This window comes from Cupriavidus sp. 96C5-1 (genome assembly GCF_057798855.1).
The window spans coordinates 218,002-235,660 of record NZ_JBYOJU010000004.1; the positions used below are offsets into that span (position 1 = coordinate 218,002).

Annotated in this window: 15 protein-coding genes; 5 read left to right on the forward strand and 10 right to left on the reverse strand. The window is 63.1% G+C overall.

All coding sequences use genetic code 11. The features are described 5' to 3' along the window. Window positions 1-59 precede the first annotated feature (59 nt). Window positions 60-866, reverse strand: coding sequence for a hypothetical protein (locus AC3FOF_RS07650; protein ID WP_276266464.1), 807 nt, complete (start codon window positions 864-866; stop codon window positions 60-62). Between the two features lie 234 nt (window positions 867-1,100). Here AC3FOF_RS07650 and AC3FOF_RS07655 point away from each other — a divergent pair, with 234 nt between their 5' ends. The 4 genes from AC3FOF_RS07655 to AC3FOF_RS07670 are packed head-to-tail and all read left to right on the forward strand — an operon-like array spanning window position 1,101 to window position 5,134. Further along, window positions 1,101-2,447, forward strand: coding sequence for a SagB/ThcOx family dehydrogenase (locus AC3FOF_RS07655; RefSeq protein ID WP_488726213.1), 1,347 nt, complete (start codon window positions 1,101-1,103; stop codon window positions 2,445-2,447). Between the two features lie 8 nt (window positions 2,448-2,455). Continuing rightward, on the forward strand, window positions 2,456-3,463 hold the full coding sequence (locus tag AC3FOF_RS07660; RefSeq protein ID WP_488726214.1) for a diiron oxygenase: 1,008 nt from the start codon (window positions 2,456-2,458) through the stop codon (window positions 3,461-3,463). 29 nt (window positions 3,464-3,492) lie between these two features. Continuing rightward, complete coding sequence (locus AC3FOF_RS07665; RefSeq protein WP_488726215.1) at window positions 3,493-4,677, forward strand: MFS transporter; 1,185 nt, start codon at window positions 3,493-3,495, stop codon at window positions 4,675-4,677. Continuing rightward, window positions 4,670-5,134, forward strand: a complete 465-nt coding sequence (locus AC3FOF_RS07670) for a GNAT family N-acetyltransferase (protein ID WP_276266468.1) — start codon at window positions 4,670-4,672, stop codon at window positions 5,132-5,134. Before AC3FOF_RS07665 ends, AC3FOF_RS07670 begins: the two co-directional genes overlap by 8 nt. A 79-nt stretch (window positions 5,135-5,213) precedes the next feature. On the opposite strand, the gene AC3FOF_RS07675 is transcribed toward AC3FOF_RS07670, so the two are convergent. The 8 genes from AC3FOF_RS07675 to AC3FOF_RS07710 all read right to left on the reverse strand — a co-directional run bounded on the left by AC3FOF_RS07675 (window position 5,214) and on the right by AC3FOF_RS07710 (window position 14,689). Beyond that, entirely contained in the window at window positions 5,214-6,026 is an 813-nt protein-coding gene (locus AC3FOF_RS07675; protein WP_488726216.1) for a M55 family metallopeptidase, read from the reverse strand. A 12-nt stretch (window positions 6,027-6,038) separates the two neighbouring features. Further along, window positions 6,039-7,112 (reverse strand): DmpA family aminopeptidase, encoded by a 1,074-nt coding sequence (locus AC3FOF_RS07680; RefSeq protein WP_488726217.1) that lies wholly within the window; start codon window positions 7,110-7,112, stop codon window positions 6,039-6,041. A gap of 13 nt (window positions 7,113-7,125) precedes the next feature. After that, window positions 7,126-8,040: a glutathione ABC transporter permease GsiD gene (gsiD, locus tag AC3FOF_RS07685; protein ID WP_017229145.1), complete on the reverse strand. Its 915-nt coding sequence runs from the start codon at window positions 8,038-8,040 to the stop codon at window positions 7,126-7,128. A gap of 11 nt (window positions 8,041-8,051) precedes the next feature. After that, window positions 8,052-8,972: a glutathione ABC transporter permease GsiC gene (gene gsiC, locus AC3FOF_RS07690; RefSeq protein ID WP_276266470.1), complete on the reverse strand. Its 921-nt coding sequence runs from the start codon at window positions 8,970-8,972 to the stop codon at window positions 8,052-8,054. Between the two features lie 190 nt (window positions 8,973-9,162). Next, on the reverse strand, window positions 9,163-10,707 hold the full coding sequence (gene gsiB, locus AC3FOF_RS07695) for a glutathione ABC transporter substrate-binding protein GsiB (protein ID WP_017229147.1): 1,545 nt from the start codon (window positions 10,705-10,707) through the stop codon (window positions 9,163-9,165). A gap of 28 nt (window positions 10,708-10,735) precedes the next feature. Further along, a complete protein-coding gene (locus tag AC3FOF_RS07700; RefSeq protein WP_488726218.1) occupies window positions 10,736-12,625 on the reverse strand; it encodes a dipeptide ABC transporter ATP-binding protein in 1,890 nt (629 codons plus the stop codon). A 76-nt stretch (window positions 12,626-12,701) separates the two neighbouring features. Continuing rightward, entirely contained in the window at window positions 12,702-13,655 is a 954-nt protein-coding gene (locus AC3FOF_RS07705) for an isoaspartyl peptidase/L-asparaginase family protein (protein ID WP_017229149.1), read from the reverse strand. Window positions 13,656-13,666: 11 nt separating this feature from the next. Further along, the gene (locus AC3FOF_RS07710) at window positions 13,667-14,689 is read right to left on the reverse strand and encodes a MurR/RpiR family transcriptional regulator (RefSeq protein ID WP_051078554.1); all 1,023 of its coding nucleotides are present in this window, start codon (window positions 14,687-14,689) and stop codon (window positions 13,667-13,669) included. 326 nt (window positions 14,690-15,015) lie between these two features. On the opposite strand from AC3FOF_RS07710, the gene AC3FOF_RS07715 reads away from it, so the two are divergent. Continuing rightward, complete coding sequence (locus AC3FOF_RS07715) at window positions 15,016-16,962, forward strand: ATP-binding cassette domain-containing protein (protein WP_488726301.1); 1,947 nt, start codon at window positions 15,016-15,018, stop codon at window positions 16,960-16,962. Between the two features lie 83 nt (window positions 16,963-17,045). Here AC3FOF_RS07715 and AC3FOF_RS07720 read toward each other — a convergent pair whose 3' ends face one another. Continuing rightward, window positions 17,046-17,531: a disulfide bond formation protein B gene (locus tag AC3FOF_RS07720; protein ID WP_017229152.1), complete on the reverse strand. Its 486-nt coding sequence runs from the start codon at window positions 17,529-17,531 to the stop codon at window positions 17,046-17,048. Window positions 17,532-17,659 lie beyond the last annotated feature (128 nt).

The following is a 17,659-nucleotide window of genomic DNA, read 5'->3' on the forward strand; positions in this document are numbered from 1 at the left end:
CCGCTATTAGACGCCAACTTGCCGGGTATTGCCATCCGAAGCCACCCGAAGCCAGGCGGCTAGCCCTTGGCGGCCTTGGTGCCCTTGGCATCCGCCGGCGGAGCCTCGCGCAGCAACAGGGAGCGGAACGCATGCGGATGCATCTGGATGCCTGCCGCGGCGATCTGTGCCGCGGACAGCACCAGGTGCCGCGCCAGCCAGTCATGGATGCTGCGCAGGAACCTGCGCTGCTCCAGCCGGTTGGACTCCTGGATCAGGCGCTCCAGCTTGACGTGGGCGGTGTAGACATCGAGCAGGTTGATGCTCTTGAGCTTGGGCGGCGTGGTCGCGCTGCGCTCGATGGCGAGGATGCGCTTGACCTGGGCATCCGGCAGTTCACCGCTTTGCAGATAGGCCTGATAGACCTCTTCCAGCGCGGGAAACCGCACGGTCGGCTGCACGCGCGGCACGCCGGCCACCTTTTCCATGCGCAAGACCAGATAGCGGATGGCGGCCGCGCGCCGCAGTACGGCATCGCCGGCCTTGCTGCCGCGTCCGCCGCCGGCGGCGGCTCGCGCGCGTATCGCCGCAGGGGTAGGCGCCTCAAACTCGTCGTTGTCCGCTGCGGTGGGCTCGGGCACCGGCTGGCCCGCATCGCGCTCCGTATAGTCGGGTACCAGGTCGAGCAAACCCGGCTCGGCCAGCACGGCGCGCGCGCACGCTTCGCCGAAGGGGTGCTCGTGGCCCAGCGCATCGCGCAGGATATAGGCCTGGCCGTTGCCAAAGCCGTGATGCCGGCCACGGCCGACATGCTGCCGGCAGCGCGTGCCGGGTTCGACGAAATCCTTGCGTACGGGGGTCCAGCTTTCGCCGTTTGCTTGCGTCATGAATAAGAGAGAACTGATGGGCGCAGTGAGCGACGAACAGCCGCCCACACCACTTGGCTATTGTCCCATGCCGCGTCGACCGCCATCCGAGTCCTTTTCGAAGAGCCTTCGGGTGTTGGCGACCCATCATCCGAGCCGCCCTGCCCCACACCTCCCGACGTCCAGTTAGTAGTGTGGTGCCCCCTCACCAAGCCCCTCAAGAGCCGCACATCCCGAAGGACCCACTCGCATCGAATGTCCCGCCGCCAGGATCGCACTCAACTGCGACCCGGAAACTTTGAGATTTTTCTCAGCCCCATATTTGAAGACACCTGCCATTATGGAGTGGCCGCATACTCCATTGCGGCCATTCGTTCCTTATCAACCACTTGTAGGAGGTTTTATGAAGAAGATCACTCTCGAAACGGCGAAAATGGCAAACTGGACGCAAATTGCCGCACCGAAGAAGAAGTAAATAGCAACCAGGCGCTCGCCGGCGGGCGCCTGACTCAAATTACCAGCATGAAAGCCCATTTCAATCCGAATATATTCCTGATCATAAAAGACAGTGGCATTATCGTTTGGGATTTTGAGAAACACAACCAATATCTCCTTGCGTCCGACTACGCGCACCGTCTTCTGAAGATAGCCTACACCCAATCCTTCGATCCACGCGGCGATTCCATTGATATGGAACTACAAAATGAGAATCTGGTATCGAACAAGCCGTTTGTTGAACCCCCATGGGGATGGGACATCCTATCCAGAATATTCCACCTTGGCACGAAGGATATCCCCCAAGATGTAAACCCGAAGGATGGCGTTGAATGGGCAACCAACTATATAAGAACGTGCCATGAAACGCTGCAACATAAAATCCCAGTCTTTAGGCAGAGAGAATTTCCAGTTGTTATCCCCCTGGAAAAACCCAGCACTTCGATTCTGGAAAACTGCACGCTCTGGCAGGCTTTATCGAGTAGGCGTACTTGCCGACAATTCCGCAAAGAAACAGTGAGCAAAGAAAAATTTGGCTCGATACTATATGCATCCTTCGGTTTTATGAAGGATCGCGAACAAGAAATCAACGAGTTCGTTCCTGATGAATTACGCCAGAGACGGAGCAGCCCATCAGGTGGTGGTTTGAACTCCTCCGAAATCTATATATGGTGCCATCAGGTGGAATCATTGGATCCCGGAATATATCATTACAATCCGGAGAACCATAGCCTTGCTCTAGTCAGAACTCTCAAGAATATGGAATCGCTGTCCTCCTTGCTAGCCGGCCAATATTTTTCCGAGAATCTTGCCTTTGGTGCGTTCATTGCCAGCCGTTTTGACAGAATGTGGTGGAAGTACGGTCATTCCAGGGCATATCGCGTTTCCCTGCTTGATATCGGACACCTATCTCAAACCTTTCAACTCGCGAGTTCTGCCGTAGGTTTGAATACATGGTTATCCGCGGCCTTCAAGGACAGCGAAATCGAAAAGATACTTGGTATTGACACGCTCGATGAGCAAGTACTTCTTTTTGTCGGATCTGGATACAGTAATGGAGGCGATATGGATCCAATAAGCCAGACACTACTGGGCAAACAACAATGATTACTTATATGAAAATCTCCAGTCATCCTACCGACAAAAAGGCGACGTTCCGCGAAGAAAATAAGCATCAGAGCTGCTTTCCGCATTGGGATGAATCGTCTGCCGTACGCTCGAAACCGTACAACTATGACTGCAGCCATGTCAATAGCGAATCCGGCGAGCCTTTATCAGGAAATTGGTTTTTCCCAGCCGCGCTCTCGTTCCTAAAGCACCCCTTGCTTGCAGACCTCACGTCACAGCAGGTACAGGGACTTCTCGCAAGGAATCTGATCTCCTTTCTCGAATACACCACATTGCTCGAGCACAGAATAGTGAATAGATCCGCCGAATCCATCGCACACAACTACCTGCCCGTTACTATCCCTCACGATCTCCGTATGGACGCGCTTCGCCTCTACACTGATGAAGCCTATCACGCGGTCATATCAGCCGATGTCTCGAATCAGGTCGCAGAAATCTATGGAATAGACCTGGGCGGGCGAAAATTTCAAAGAATCGCCAGACTGGAGGAACTCATTGAGAATTCTCAGCATCCGGAACTAGGATGGTTTTTGATCGGATTTGTCTCCGAAACGGTTATCACAAAAGAATTCCTTAAAATCGGAAAAACTGCAATTGCAGCACCGGTTTATACAATGCTAATGGATCATCTTGAGGACGAACGAAAGCACAGCCAGTACTTCATAAAAATGTTTTCCTACATCTGGAATCGCCTTGCACAAGAGGAGCGTGATTTTTGCGCACTGCAGCTACCAACCATAATACAAGAGTGTTTTCGCTTGGACAGCAACATCCTGATAAATGACCTTACCGATGTCGGCGTGCGGAAAGAGATAGCAAAAACACTCTCGATGGAGAGAAACACGAAAATTGAAAATCAAAAAAGAGCCAGGGCGGGATCCGTTGCCACACTGCACGCACTTAGGAAATGCAACTTCTTCAGCGACCCTAGATATGCCGTCGAGTTCGCCAGAAGTGGGCTACTTGATCAAGACGCCACTTTATTTCGCGGATGATGACCGGCCCTGCATCCGCGCGAGCGCGCTTGATTATCCTGCTTAATCTCCTGATCCTGCTCAGCGCAATACCTCTCGATGTCATGCTGCCGTCGTTTCCTGATTTGGCTGGCCATTTCAGAACCGGCACGACCGATATAGCATTATCCATTAGCGTTTTTGCAGTAGGTTTCTCCGTAGCTCAACTATTTGTCGGGCCACTCTCCGATCGCTACGGACGAAGGCGGCTGCTATTGATTGGATTGCTGCTTGCACTCGCCGGTGCGCTTGGCTGTATATTTTCGACCCGCTACAGTAGCTTTATTGCCTGTCGCATCTTGCAGTCGATTGGCTGCGCTTGTTTTCTGCTTGCCCAGGCCATCGTGCAGGATGTCTTCAAAGGGAGCGAAGGCATCAACATACGAATCCTCACAACAACGCTCAGCGGCATATATATTGCCTGCTCCCCTTTGCTAGGTTCCGTGCTGCAATCCTCTTCTGGATGGCGCGGGAGTTTCATCCTTTTTTCGGCAATCGCGGCATTCCTGTTGCTGTACACGCAGACCCGATTCGAGGAGACGGCAGAGAAGCGTCACGGAGGATTTCTATTCTACGGCGGCGAGTATCTGAGAATATTCATGGATAAGCCCTTCATTCTTTACTCGCTTATCGGAGCTCTATCATTTTCATGCCACCTTGCCTTCATTATAATCTCACCAGCCATTTTTCTAGACCAGTTGGGACTGGGAAACTATGAATACTCCCTAGTATTATTGGCGTACGGATGCGCCTATATACTCGGCGGCTTGGCGGCAACACGCGTGGCGAAAAAAATATCAACGCATGGTCAAATAGCACTTGGATTGTTTTTTATGACAATATCAGGCGGGATAATGTGGCTCATGCTCCGGTGGGATACCTCCATTTTCGCAACGGCCCTCTTTCCGATGCTGATCTGTACGGCAGGAACTGTGCTTGTCCGGCCTGCAACGGCTAGCGAAGCAATGTCTTTATTCGATGAAATCGCCGGGACGGCGGCGGCGGCCGGTAGCACGATCCGGTTTGCCACTGCCGGAGTCATGAGCGGTATTGTGAGCAAGATCAGCGCCGATATCCCACTTAATCTTTCATGGATCATCATCTTTGCGAGTGCGGCGAGCCTGCTTCTCTTTCACCAACTCAGCGGAATGAAAACCACGAGGGACTCGCAAGCGCGAGCCGCGGGCAATGATTGAGCTTCACGCATTCACCGAGAAGGAGTTCATTCCCTTCTCCCTACGTTCCGTCAGGGAGTACGCCACGAACATGACGAGAAGTGGAGACTGGGATGCTGCCGCTGCACTCTCCGATGCAACCGACTTATTCCAACGGCTCTTGCCGGCCGGACTACATACCCCGGGCCACCACTTCTTTGCGATTCGCAACCAGGCCACCAGCGAGTTTCTGGGGGATGCTTGGATTCTTATGGATAGACTACAGAAATCTGCATTCATATATGACCTCCACATCCTCCCTCATCGTCGAAATCAAGGGCATGCATCGCACGCCCTGCATGCGATAGAGACCTTCGCGCGGGCACAAGGCCTTTCCGTGATTCAACTTCACGTCTTCGGCCACAATCAGGCAGCTCAAAAGCTCTACGGCAAGTTGGGCTTCACCGCGAGCCGCATCACGATGGTCAAGAACCTATAAGCGCGCGAACTTGGCTTGCCGCTGCCAGAATTTCCTGTGCACTCCGGGTGGAAATGCTGAGCCTTGGCATTGGCTATACCTACTTCAGCATGAACGACATCACCGACAGACAGTTCAGCATGCGTACCGCCGCCTGCACCGAGGCGGCGTCGAACGCCAGCGTGACGCCGTCCATCCGCTCCAGCGTGGGCCACTGGCAGAACAGATCCGCGAATGCCGGGCTCTGGGTCTGCAGGCGGCAACGGATCGGGCCTTCCATCTTCAGCGGGCGTCCGTCCGCATTGCGCACCGCCAGTTCGGCGGCGGCGGCAATGGCCTCGCGCGAGGCGCCGGGCGACAGCGTGGTGCCGCTGCCCTGCCCGCTGGCTTCCTTGGTCTGCACATAGCGCACCCAGGGCAATAGCGGACGGGTCTCCTTCACGAACACGTCGTCGCCGCTGGCCATCAGCACCGGCACGCCGAATTCGCCCGCCAGCGCGCCATACAAACCCGCCTCGCCCAGTTCCTGCCCGTTCAGCCAGAGGCGGGCAAAGGCGCCGCTGTTGATGGTGTGGGCCAGGATGCCGCAGCTTTGCGCGCGGCCGTGGTAGCCGACCATGAAGACGCCGTCGCAGCCCTGCACCCCGGCCATCATGCCGAGGTAGCGCGGCTTGCCCAGCACCAGGCTGGCGCGCGCGTCGAGCAGGTCGGGCAGCAGGTTGCGGAAGCCGCCATGCGAGTCGTTGACCAGCACTTCGGTGGCGCCGCCGGCAAAGGCGCCCTGCACCGCGGCATTGGCCTCAAGCGTCATCCAGGCGCGGGCGCGTTCATATTCGCCGTTGCCGGGGCGCGTCTGCTCGGGATGGAACACGCCGGCCACGCCTTCGATATCGGTGGAAATCAGGATCTTCATGGCTTGCGGGATTCAGTTGGTCGGTGCCGGCGCTTGGCGTTGCAGCCATTGCGGCAGTTCGGGCATCAGCGCGCGCAGCGCGACCCGTTGGTTGCCATCGCGGCCATGCACGGTGTCGGCCTGCCACAGCGCATGCAGGATGGCCTGCTCGACGCTGTCGGCAGCGGCGTGGAACAGCGCATCGAGCCGGGTTTCGTGCAGCATGGCCAGCGCCGGCATGGGCGCATCGGCTTGCTGGGGAACGGTGTAGGCGGTGGAGAAAGCGAGCGCGATATCGCCCGAACCGTGGCCGAACACCGAACCGGTGCGGGCCAGACCCGCGCCGGCGCGCAGGGAGAGACGGCGCAATTGCCGGGCATCGAGCGGCGCATCGGTGGCCAGGATCATGATGATCGAGCCCTTTTCCGGGCCGGCCTCCACTTGCGCCTGGGCATATGCCTGGAGCCGCTCGGCCAGCAGGCCGCCAATGCGCGTGCCGGCCACGGTGAAGGCGGGCATGGTGCCGAAGTTGGCCAGCACCAGCGCGCCCACGTGGTACTCCCCCTCCTGGCGCGAAGCGGAACCGATGCCGCCCTTCAGCCCGAACGACGACATGCCCCGTCCCGCCCCGACCGCACCCTGCGCGAAATCGACGCCGGCCGCCGCGCAAGCCTGCATATAGTGCGCTTCCTGGACGGCCATCGCCTGGATGTCGTTGAGATAGCCGTCGTTGCACTCGAACACCAGCGCATTGACCGTGGGCCAGGCCCGGCCGATCTCCGGGTTGGCGGCGATGGCCTGGCGGATCTGCGCTTGCGCAAGCGCGCCCACGGCAAAGGTGTTGCTCAGCGCGATCGGGGTTTCCACCACGCCGAGCTCTTCCACCTGCACCAGGCCCACGCTCTTGCCAAAGCCGTTGAGCACGGTGGCAGCGGCCGGCACCTTGTCGGTAAAGAGGTTGCCGCCGTGCGGCCGCACCACCGTCACGCCGGTCTGGCAGGCGCCCTCGGCCAGCGTACGGTGACCCACGGTGACGCCAGGCACGTCGGCGATGCTGTTGCGGGCACCGGCCGGGAGCGCGCCGATATGCGGCAATGCCAAAGTCATGCCGGCTCCCGTCTCAGCGCCGGTCGATCTTGGGATCGAGCGCGTCGCGCAGGCCGTCGCCCAGCAGGTTGAAGGCCAGCACGGTCAGGAAGATGGCCAGGCTGGGGAAGATCGCCACGTGCGGCGCGGTCACCATGTCGGCCCGCGCCTCGTTGAGCATGGCGCCCCATTCCGGGGTTGGCGGCTGCGCGCCCAGGCCCAGGAAGGACAAGCTGGCCGCGGTGATGATCGAGGTGCCGATACGCATCGAGAAATACACCACGATGGACGAGATCGTACCCGGCAGGATGTGCCGCATCAGGATGGTGAAGTCGGACGCGCCGATGCTGCGCGCGGCTTCCACATAGGTCAGCCGCTTGAGCATCAGCGTATTGCCGCGCACCAGGCGGGCAAAGGCGGGGATGCTGAACACCGCCACCGCGAAGATCACGTTGGTCATGCCGTTGCCAAGGATGGCGACGATGCCGATCGCCAGCAGGATGCCGGGAAAAGCGAACAGCACGTCGGACACGCGCGTCACGATGCGGTCCCACCAGCCCTCGTAGTAGCCCGCCAGCAAGCCGAGCACGGTGCCCACCACGGCACCGATGATGACCGAGAAGAAACCCGCCGCCAGCGAGATGCGGGTACCCGCAAGAATGCGGCTGAAGATATCGCGCCCGAGCGAATCGACGCCGAACCAGTGGGCCGCCGAGGGACCGGCGTTGAGGGCGTCGTAGTCGAAGAAATTCTCGGGATCGTAAGGCACCAGGTGCGGGGCGAAGATCGCCACCGCCACCAGCAGCAGCACGAACGCGCCGGCGCCCAGCGCCAGGTGCTGCTTGCGGAATTTGCGCCAGAACTCGGTCCAGGGTGTGCGTACGGCTTCTTGCGTGGCCGCTGCCGGGGCGGCGTTGCCGCCGTCGGCGGGCGTGGATAGCTGGGTCATGCCGGCCTCCCTTACTTGTAACGAATGGCGGGGTTGATGACGGTGTACAGCACGTCGACCACCAGGTTGATCAGGATGAATTCGAGCGAGAACAGCAGCACCTCGGCCTGGATGACCGGATAGTCGCGCATCTCGACGGCATCCACCAGCAGGCGCCCGAGGCCCGGCCAGTTGAAGACTTTCTCGACCACGATCGAGCCGCCCAGCAGGAAGCCGAACTGCAGCCCCATCATGGTCACCACGGGAATCATGGCGTTGCGCAGGCAATGCTTGGCCACCACCAGGAACTCGCCTACGCCCTTGGCGCGCGCGGTGCGCACGAAATCCTCGTTCAGCACTTCGACGAAGGACGCGCGGGTGAAGCGGGCCATCACGGCGGCCACCGCGGCGCCCAGCGTGATCGACGGCAATACGTAGTGCCGCCAGGAATCGGCGCCGATCGAGGGCAGCCAGCCCAGCTGCACCGAGAACACCTCCATCAGCAGCATGCCGAGGGCGAAGGCCGGAAAGGAGATGCCGGACACCGCCAGCGTCATGCCCAGGCGGTCCGGCCAGCGATTGCGCCATACCGCCGAGCTGATCCCGATCACCATGCCGAAGATCACTGCCCACACCATCGAGGCCAGCGTCAGGTACAGCGTCGGCATGAAGCGCTCGCCGATTTCCTCGCTGACCGGACGCTTGGTGCGCAGCGAATTGCCGAACTCCCAGCGCACCGCGTTCGAGAAGAAATGCACGAATTGCTCGGGCAGCGGCTTGTCCAGGCCGAGATCCCGGCGCACCAGGTCCACCGTGGCCTGGTCGGCCTCCTGGCCGGCCGCGAGCCGGGCGGGGTCGCCCGGCAACAGGTGAACGAACAGGAACACCAGCACTGCCACGATCAGCAATGTGGGGATCACGCCCAGGAATCGTTTTAGAAAGTAATTCAGCATGATGCACCGGAAGATTGAAGACCGTGAAGACCGCAGGCCGCCCGCCCTGCCCCCGCAGCCATGGGTGGGCGGCCTTGCACGGCTTGCTGCGCTGTACTGCCCTGACCGTTGCGCATTTCGCGCGACGTCGCGGGCGGTGCGGCCCATACGCAAGGCATGCACCGCGCGAAGCGCCATTGCGCCGTTGTGCCTATTGCCTGATGTCGATCTCGTCGAAGCTGAACGAACCGTCAGGCATCACGTAGGCACCGGTCAGGCGCTTGGCGCGCGCGAACAGCACCTTCTCGGTCACCAGGAATGCCCAGGGCGCGTCCTTCCAGATATGCTCCTGCGCGTCCTTGTACAGGCGAGCCTTCTCGGCGCGGTCGGTGGTGCGCAGGGCCCCGGCGATATCCGCGTCGACCTGGTCATTCTTGTAGTAGGCGGTATTCAGCTGCTTGGGCGGCATCGACTCCGAAGCCAGCAGCGGACGCAGTGCCCAGTCGGATTCGCCGGTCGACGACGACCAGCCCGTGTAATACATGCGCACGCCGGCATCCTCGGGCTTCTGCACGCTCTCCACCTTCTCCACGCGCTGGCCGGCCTCGAGCGCCTGCACTTGCGCCTTGATGCCCACCTGCTGCAATTGCTGCTGCACGAACTGGATCAGCTTCTGCGCGGTGGTGTGGTTATAGGCGGACCACAGCGTGGTCTCGAAGCCGTTCGGGTAGCCGGCCTCCTTCAGCAGCGCGCGCGCCTTGGCCGGGTCATAGGGCCAGGGGCCCAGCTTCTCGGCATAGTCCACGCCGGCCGGCACCACGCCGTCGGAAGGCGTCGCGTAGCCGGCAAAGGCGACCTTGGCCAGCGCCTCCTTGTTGATGGCGTAGTTGATGGCCTGGCGCACCCTGGGATCGTTGAACGGCTTCACCATGGTGTTCATGGTCAGGTAGCGCTGGATGATCGAGGGCGAGGCGATCAGGTCCACCTTGGGGCTGCCCTTGAGCACGGCAGCCTGTTCGAACGGGATGCTGAAGGCGAAATCCGCCTCGCCGGTCTGCATGATGGCGGCACGGGTATTGTTGTCCACCACCGGCTTCCAGGTGATGGTGTCGATCTTCGGGTAGCCGTGCTTCCAGTAGCCCGCGAACTTCTTGCCCTTGAGGTAATCGGTCTGCTTCCACTCGACGAACTCGAAGGGACCGGTGCCGACCGGGTGGAAGGCGATGTCCTTGCCGTACTTCTGCAGCGCGGCCGGCGAGATCATCACGGCGGACGGGTGGGCCAGCACGTTGATGAACGGCGAGAACGGCTCCTTCAGCGTGATCTTGACGGTGCCGGCGTCCACCACCTCGGTCTTGGCCACGCGGTTGAACAGTGTGTAGCGCTTGAGCTTGTTGGCGGGATTGGTGACGCGGTCCAGGTTGGCCTTGACGGCGGCGGCATCGAAGGCGGTGCCGTCGTGGAATTTCACGCCCTTCTTCAGCTTGATGGTGTAGGTCAGGCCGTCCTTGCTGGCTTCATAGCTTTCGGCCAGCACGTTGACCAGCTTCATGTCCTTGTCGAAGCCGAACAGGCCCTGGTAGAAGGATTTGCTGGCGGCCTGCGTCAGCGTGTCGTTGGCGTCGTATGGATCGAGCGTGGTAAAGGTGGAATACACCGCCATCACGGCGTCCTTGGCGGCAAAGGCCGGGCCTGCGCCGAGCGCGGCCAGGGCCAGGCCACCCGCGATGAGCCTGGAAGGGGCGAAACGGATCATGATCGATTCTCCTTGGGGTTGCGTCGGTTCAGTAGGCGCCGCCGATGGCGTGCCGGGCTACAAAATGATGGGAAGCCGGGTTGCCGCCGACCGCTACCAGCGGCTGCACCAGCGGCTCGTCGCCGAGCGCGCGGATCGGGCTGGGCATCTCGTCCGAGAGCGGCTCGCGCTTGAGGTGGCGGCGGGCCGGATCGGCGATCGGCACCGCCGCCATCAGCTTCCTGGTGTACGGGTGCTGCGGGTTCTCGAAGATGGCGCGGCGCGGGCCGATCTCGACGATCTGCCCCAGGAACATCACCGCCACGCGATGGCTCACGCGCTCCACCACCGCCATGTCGTGCGAGATGAAGAGGAAGGCGATGCCCATCTCGCGCTGCAGGTCGAGCATCAGGTTGACGATCTGCGCCTGGATGGAAACGTCCAGCGCGGATACCGATTCGTCGGCCACCACCACCTTCGGGTTCAGTGCCAGCGCGCGTGCGATACAGATGCGCTGGCGCTGGCCGCCGGAGAATTCGTGCGGATAGCGCGAAGCATGCGCGGCGGTCAGGCCCACCTTCTCCAGCAGCCAGGCCACACGCTGCTGGGCCTCCTTGCCGCTGGCCACCTTGTGCACCAGCAGCGGCTCCATGATGGAATAGCCCACCGGCACGCGCGGGTCGAGCGAGGCGAACGGGTCCTGGAAGATGAACTGGATATTGCGGCGCAGGGTTTGCAGGGCGCTGCCATGCATCTTGCTGATGTCCTGTCCGTTGAATTCGATGCTGCCGCTCTGGCTATCGACCAGGCGCAGCAGCGAGCGGCCGGTGGTGGATTTGCCGCAGCCGGATTCCCCCACCAGCGCCAGCGTCTCGCCCGGGTAGAGATCGAAGCTGACGCGCTCCACCGCGTGCACGCGGCGCGTCACGCGGCCCAGCAGGCCGCCGGGCACGTCGAAGCGGGTCACCAGGTCGCGCACGCGCAGGATGGGCGTGGCATCCGCCGGCACCGTGTCCTGGGGCACCGGCGCCACCGGCTCGCCCTGGTCCAGTTGCACCAACGGGAACTTGGCAGGCCAATCGGTGCCGCGCATGGCGCCCAGCTTGGGCACCGCGGACAGCAACGCGCGCGTGTACGGATGCGCGGGCTTGGCGAAGACCTGTTCCGAAGTGCCCTCTTCCACCTTCTCGCCCCGGTACATCACCAGCACGCGGTCGGCCACCTCGGCCACCACGCCCATGTCGTGGGTGATGAAGACCACGCCCATGTCCATCTCGGCCTGCAGGTTGCGGATCAGTTGCAGGATCTCGGCCTGGATGGTCACGTCCAGTGCGGTGGTGGGCTCGTCGGCAACCAGCAGCGCCGGCTTGCACGACAGCGCCATGGCAATCATCACGCGCTGACGCATGCCGCCGGAGAGCTGGTGCGGGTAGCGGTCCAGCACGCGGCGCGCCTCCGGGATACGCACGATCTCCAGCATGCGCAGCGCTTCGGCGCGTGCCTCGGCGCGGTTCTTGCCCTGGTGCAGGCGGATCGACTCGGCAATCTGCTCGCCCACCGGGAACACCGGGTTGAGCGAAGTCATCGGCTCCTGGAAGATCATCGCCACGTCGCTGCCGCGCACGCCGCGCATGGTTGCGCCGTCGGCACGGGCCAGGTCGATCACCTGGCCGTTGCGCCGGCGCAAGGCCATGCTGCCGCTGGCGATCTTGCCGCCGCCATGCTCCACCAGGCGCATCAGCGCCAGCGAGGTCACCGACTTGCCCGAGCCGGACTCGCCCACCACGGCCAGCGTTTCACCACGGTCGACGTGGAAGGACAGGTTGCGCACCGCTTCCACCGTGCGCTCCGAGGTGGAGAAACGCACGCTGAGATCGTTGACGGAGACCACGCGTTGCGGTGGCAGGACGATGGTCGACTTGGAAGAGGATGCAGCCACTGGGCCCCCTTGGTGCCTAGGTTGATGCTTTGCTTCGATGCTTGCCTGATGCGGTACCGGTGCCTCGCTCGCGCGCTCAGCCGTAGATCCACACATTGGCCGCTTCGCCCACCCGGGCGAAACCGCGGTACATGCCTTCCGTATTGAAGGGCAGCGTGACGTTGCCCTCGCGGTCCACGGCGATCAGGCCGCCGCGGCCATGGATGGCGGGCAGTTTCTCCATCACCACGCGGCGCGCGGCCTCTTCAAGCGGGAGGCCGGCATAGCGCATCTGCGCCGCCACGTCATACGCGGCCACGGTGCGGATGAACATTTCGCCGGTGCCGGTAGTGGAAACCGCAGCCACGTCGTCGGCAAAGCAACCGGCGCCGACAATGGGCGTATCGCCCACGCGCCCCACCTGCTTGTTGGTAACACCGCCCGTGGACGTCGCCGCAGCCAGGCGCCCCTGGGCATCGAAAGCCACCGCCCCTACCGTGCCGAACTTGCTGTCCGGATCGATGGGCTCGGCGGCCAGCGTGGCGGCATCGTGGTCCAGCAGGGTCATGCCGCTGGCGGCGCGGGCGCGCTGCCACTGCTCGGTGCGCGCCTGCGTGAAGTAGTAGTCGGGCGTCACCAGTGCCAGGCCCTGCGCCTGGGCAAAGGCCTCCGCACCCTCGCCGGCGAACAGCACGTGTTCGCTCTTCTCCATCACCGCGCGCGCAGCCAGCACCGGATTGCGCAGCCGCTTGACGCAGGCCACCGCACCGGCGCCCAGCGTGGCGCCATCCATGATGGCGGCATCCAGCTCGTAGGTGCCGGCGTGGGTCAGCACCGCGCCGCGGCCGGCATTGAACAGCGGGCAGTCCTCGAGCAGGCGCACCGCCTCGGTGACGGCGTCGAGCGCGCTGCCGCCCTCGGCCAGCACGCGCTGGCCGGCTTCAAGCACGGCGCCGAGCGCGGCGGTGTATTCGGCTTCCCTGGCGGGGTCCATGGCGGCACGGGTGATGGTGCCGGCGCCACCGTGGATGGCAATCACTGGCGTATTCATTCGGATTCGATTCACGATGCGTTCGGGGAAGTCGTCTTGCGGCGTGCCGGGGCACTCTTCTTGCGGCCCTCGGCCGCCTCGTCCTGGCGCTGCTCGCGGGCGTCGCGCTCCTGTCCGGGCGGCACGCCATGCAGCCATGGCAGCAGGAATTCCGTCATCTCGGCGGCCGCCTTGACGGCATGCGCGGCGCGATACGCCACCGCGCCACACAGCGCTTCGATAAAGGCCAGCACCGCCGTGTCCGAGTTGGCGGACAGCTGGCGCCCGGAATGCGCATAGAGCGCGATATCCGCCAGCGCCGCCAACGGCGAGGTGGGCCCGTCGGTCAGGGCCATGATGCGCGCGCCGCGCGAGCGGGCGCGCCGGGCAATGGTCACGGTGTCATATACATAGCGCGGGAAGCCGATCACGATCAGCAGGTCGCTGGGCTGCAGCTTGTACAGCTGGCGCGCTGCGGTCGACGCGCCGCCCGCTCCCGACACCGAAATCACGGTACGGCAGGACATATCCAGCCCATGCTGCAACAGCCCGGCCAGGAAGCCGCTGGCGCCGAAGCCCACCACGAAGATGCGCTCGGCCGCCCGGATGGCCTCCACCGCGCGTTCGCATGCATCGGCATCGAGCGCGCGCCGCGTGGCTTCGAGATTGCGCACGTCCTCTTCCAGCGAGGCGGCAAACACCTCGGCCACCGTGGCCGGACGCGCCAATTCGGTGCGAAGTTTCTCAACCGGTGCAAGCGTGGCCTCGAAACCGCGCACCAGTTCGGCGCGGAACTGCGGGTAGCCCTCGAATCCGAGCGCGCGCGAGAAGCGATTGGCGGTGGCGACCGATACCTCGACCGCATCGGCGAATTCGTCGATGCGCATGGTGGCGGCGCGGAACGGGTTGCCCAGTACATATTCCGCCATGCGCTGGTGCGCCGGCGTCAGCGTCGGCAGGGCACGGGCAATACGCTCGGTGACCGAGGGACCGCTGGTGTCGCTGCTGTTGCTGCTGCCGGTATTGCCGTTTGAACCGTTGATGTCTTTGGACATGGCACGTGCAGTGGGTTGGTCGGCGATGCGCGCCGCCGGAAACAAAACATGGATCCGGTGCGCATCCATGTAAATAAATTTACACGCAAAGCCTATGCCATGAAAATAGAGTTTTACCAGCCCAAGGGTTTCCACCTAGGGCCTGGCGCTGCCAATACCGTCCCGCGCCGCCCCCGCTGCACTTGCCAGCCCTGTCCGCGCGCCGCGCGCCGGCCATTCGGGGGTGCCGCCATGCGAAGCGGCTACAATGCCGGGTTGCCCCGGGACATGCCGGGGCCGGATTGACCGAACGCCCAGACCCGCTCTTCTCCAGCCTTTCCCCTCCCGTGATCCGAATCGACCAGCTAGTCCTCCAGCGCGGCACCAAGGTGCTGTTCGACCACACCAGCGTGACGCTGAACCCCGGCGAGCGCGTCGGCCTTGTCGGTGCCAACGGCAGCGGCAAGTCGACCCTGTTCGCCATGCTGCGCGGCGAACTGCAGGCGGACGGCGGCGACGTAGCCATCCCGCCGCAGTGGCGCACCGCCCACGTGGCGCAGGAAACCCCGGCGGTCATGCGCAGCGCGGTGGAATACGTGATCGACGGCGATACCCGCCTGCGCGACATCGAAGCGCGCATCGCCGCGGCCCAGGCCAGTGGCGACGGCAGCGCCGAGGGTGACGCCCACGCTGCCTTCGCCGATGCCGATGGCTATACCGCGCCGGCGCGCGCCGAGGCCCTGTTGCTCGGGCTGGGCTTCACGCTGCCGCAGGTGTCGCAGCCGGTGGCCTCGTTCTCGGGCGGCTGGCGCATGCGGCTGAACCTGGCCCAGGCGCTGATGTGCCCGTCCGACCTGCTGCTGCTCGACGAACCCACCAATCACCTGGATCTGGACGCCATCGTCTGGCTGGAAGACTGGCTGGCACGCTATCCCGGCACGCTGGTGATGATTTCTCACGATCGCGAATTCCTCGACGCGATCTGCAATGTCACGGTGCATATCGAGAACCAGCAATTGCGCCGCTACGGCGGCAACTACAGCCAGTTCGAGACCCTGCGCCTGCAGCAGATGGCCTTGCAGCAGTCAGCCTACTCGCGCCAGCAGAAGGAGATCGCCCATCTCGAGTCCTTCATCACCCGCTTCAAGGCCAAGGCCAGCAAGGCGCGTCAGGCGCAGAGCCGGGTCAAGGCGCTGGAGAAGATGGAGCGGCTGGCGCCGGTGCATATCGCCGCGGGCTTTGCCTTCGAGTTCCGCGAACCCGATTCGGCGCCCAACCCGATGATGGTGCTGGAAGCCGTGGACTGCGGCTATCCCGCCCCCGCGCCGCACGCGCCGCCGGTGACCATCCTGCACAATCTCACGCTGTCGATCCAGACCGGCCAGCGCATCGGCCTCCTGGGCGCCAACGGCCAGGGCAAGTCGACGCTGGTGAAGACGCTGGCCGGCTCGCAGGAAGCACTGGCCGGCACGCTGCGCCTGGGCAAGGGCCTGCAGATCGGCTACTTTGCCCAGCACCAGCTGGAAACGCTGCGCGACCACGAATCGCCGCTGCAGCACCTGGCCCGGCTGGCGCCGGACACCCGCGAGCAGGAACTGCGCGACTTCCTCGGCAGCTTCAACTTTCGCGGCGACATGGCGACCGCCTCGATCGAGCCGTTCTCCGGCGGCGAAAAGGCCCGCCTGGCGCTGTCGCTGATCGTCTGGCAGAAGCCCAACCTGCTGCTGCTCGACGAACCGACCAACCACCTGGACCTCGACACCCGCGAGGCGCTCACCATGGCGCTGGCGCAATTCGAAGGCACGCTGATCGTGGTCTCGCACGATCGCCATCTGCTGCGGGCCACCACCGACCAGTTCATCCTGGTGGCGGACGGCACCATCCAGCCCTTCGACGGCGACCTGGACGATTACCGCGACTGGCTGCTCAAGCAGGCCGCGGCCAAGCGCAATGCGGCCAGCGCCGCCCACTCGCAGGCGGATGGAGAAGCCGCGGCAACCTCGAACGCCAATCGCCGCGACCAGCGCCGCGCCGAGGCCGACGAACGCCAGCGCCTGACGCAGTTGCGCAAGCCGCTGACCAAGGAGCTGGAAAAAGTGGAGAAGCGCATGGCCGTGCTGCAGCAGGCCAAGGCCGAGATCGACGCCTTCATGGCCGACGAGACCAGCTACGCCGAAGCCAACAAGACCAGGCTGATGGAGATGCTCAGGCGCCAGGGCGAAGTCGGCGGCGAGCTGGATACGCTGGAAGAACGCTGGCTGGAGCTGCAGGAGCAGATCGAGCAGATCGTGTGAGGGATGCCGGGGGCGCCAGCCCCCGGATACGCGCGCCGGCGGCAGCCGGCGGCAGCCGGCGGCAGCCGGCGGCGCCAGGAATCTCAGCGGTAGTTCTTCTCGCGCCGGATCATGCCGACCGCCAGCGTGGCGGTCAGGATAAACAGCCAGATCAGCGACCACGCCGGAAGCGACAGGCCCAGGATCGGCGGCAGCGGCGTGGTGCACATGCCGTCCGAGAAGAACACCTGCGGCAGGATCTTGGCGGTAGGCAGCTGGTTGACCCAGTTTTCCAGCGGATCGATGCCGCAGCTGGCCTTGGGGTTGAGCAGCAGCGATACGTGATAGGCCGCCACCGCGATGCCCGCCACGCCGGAAAGCATGCCCAGGCCCTGCCACAAGCTGCGCGTGTTCTGCGCGATGGCAGCAAGCAGCGAGAACAGGCCGATGCCGACGAAGGCAAAACGCTGCATCACGCACAGCGGGCAAGGTTGATAGCCCTCGACATGCTGCAGGTAGAGGGCATAGCCGACCAGTCCGAACGAAACCACGGCGATCAGCAAGAAGAAACTGCGGGAATTGGCTTGCATGGCTCACTAGCAAAAAGGGCCGTACGGCGCCCGCCGGAGCGAAAGGCAGGCAGCGCAAGGACGTCCATCGGTGCGCGCGTCCGGCCAACCGCCGGGCACGCGCAATACGAGGCACATTATTACCGATT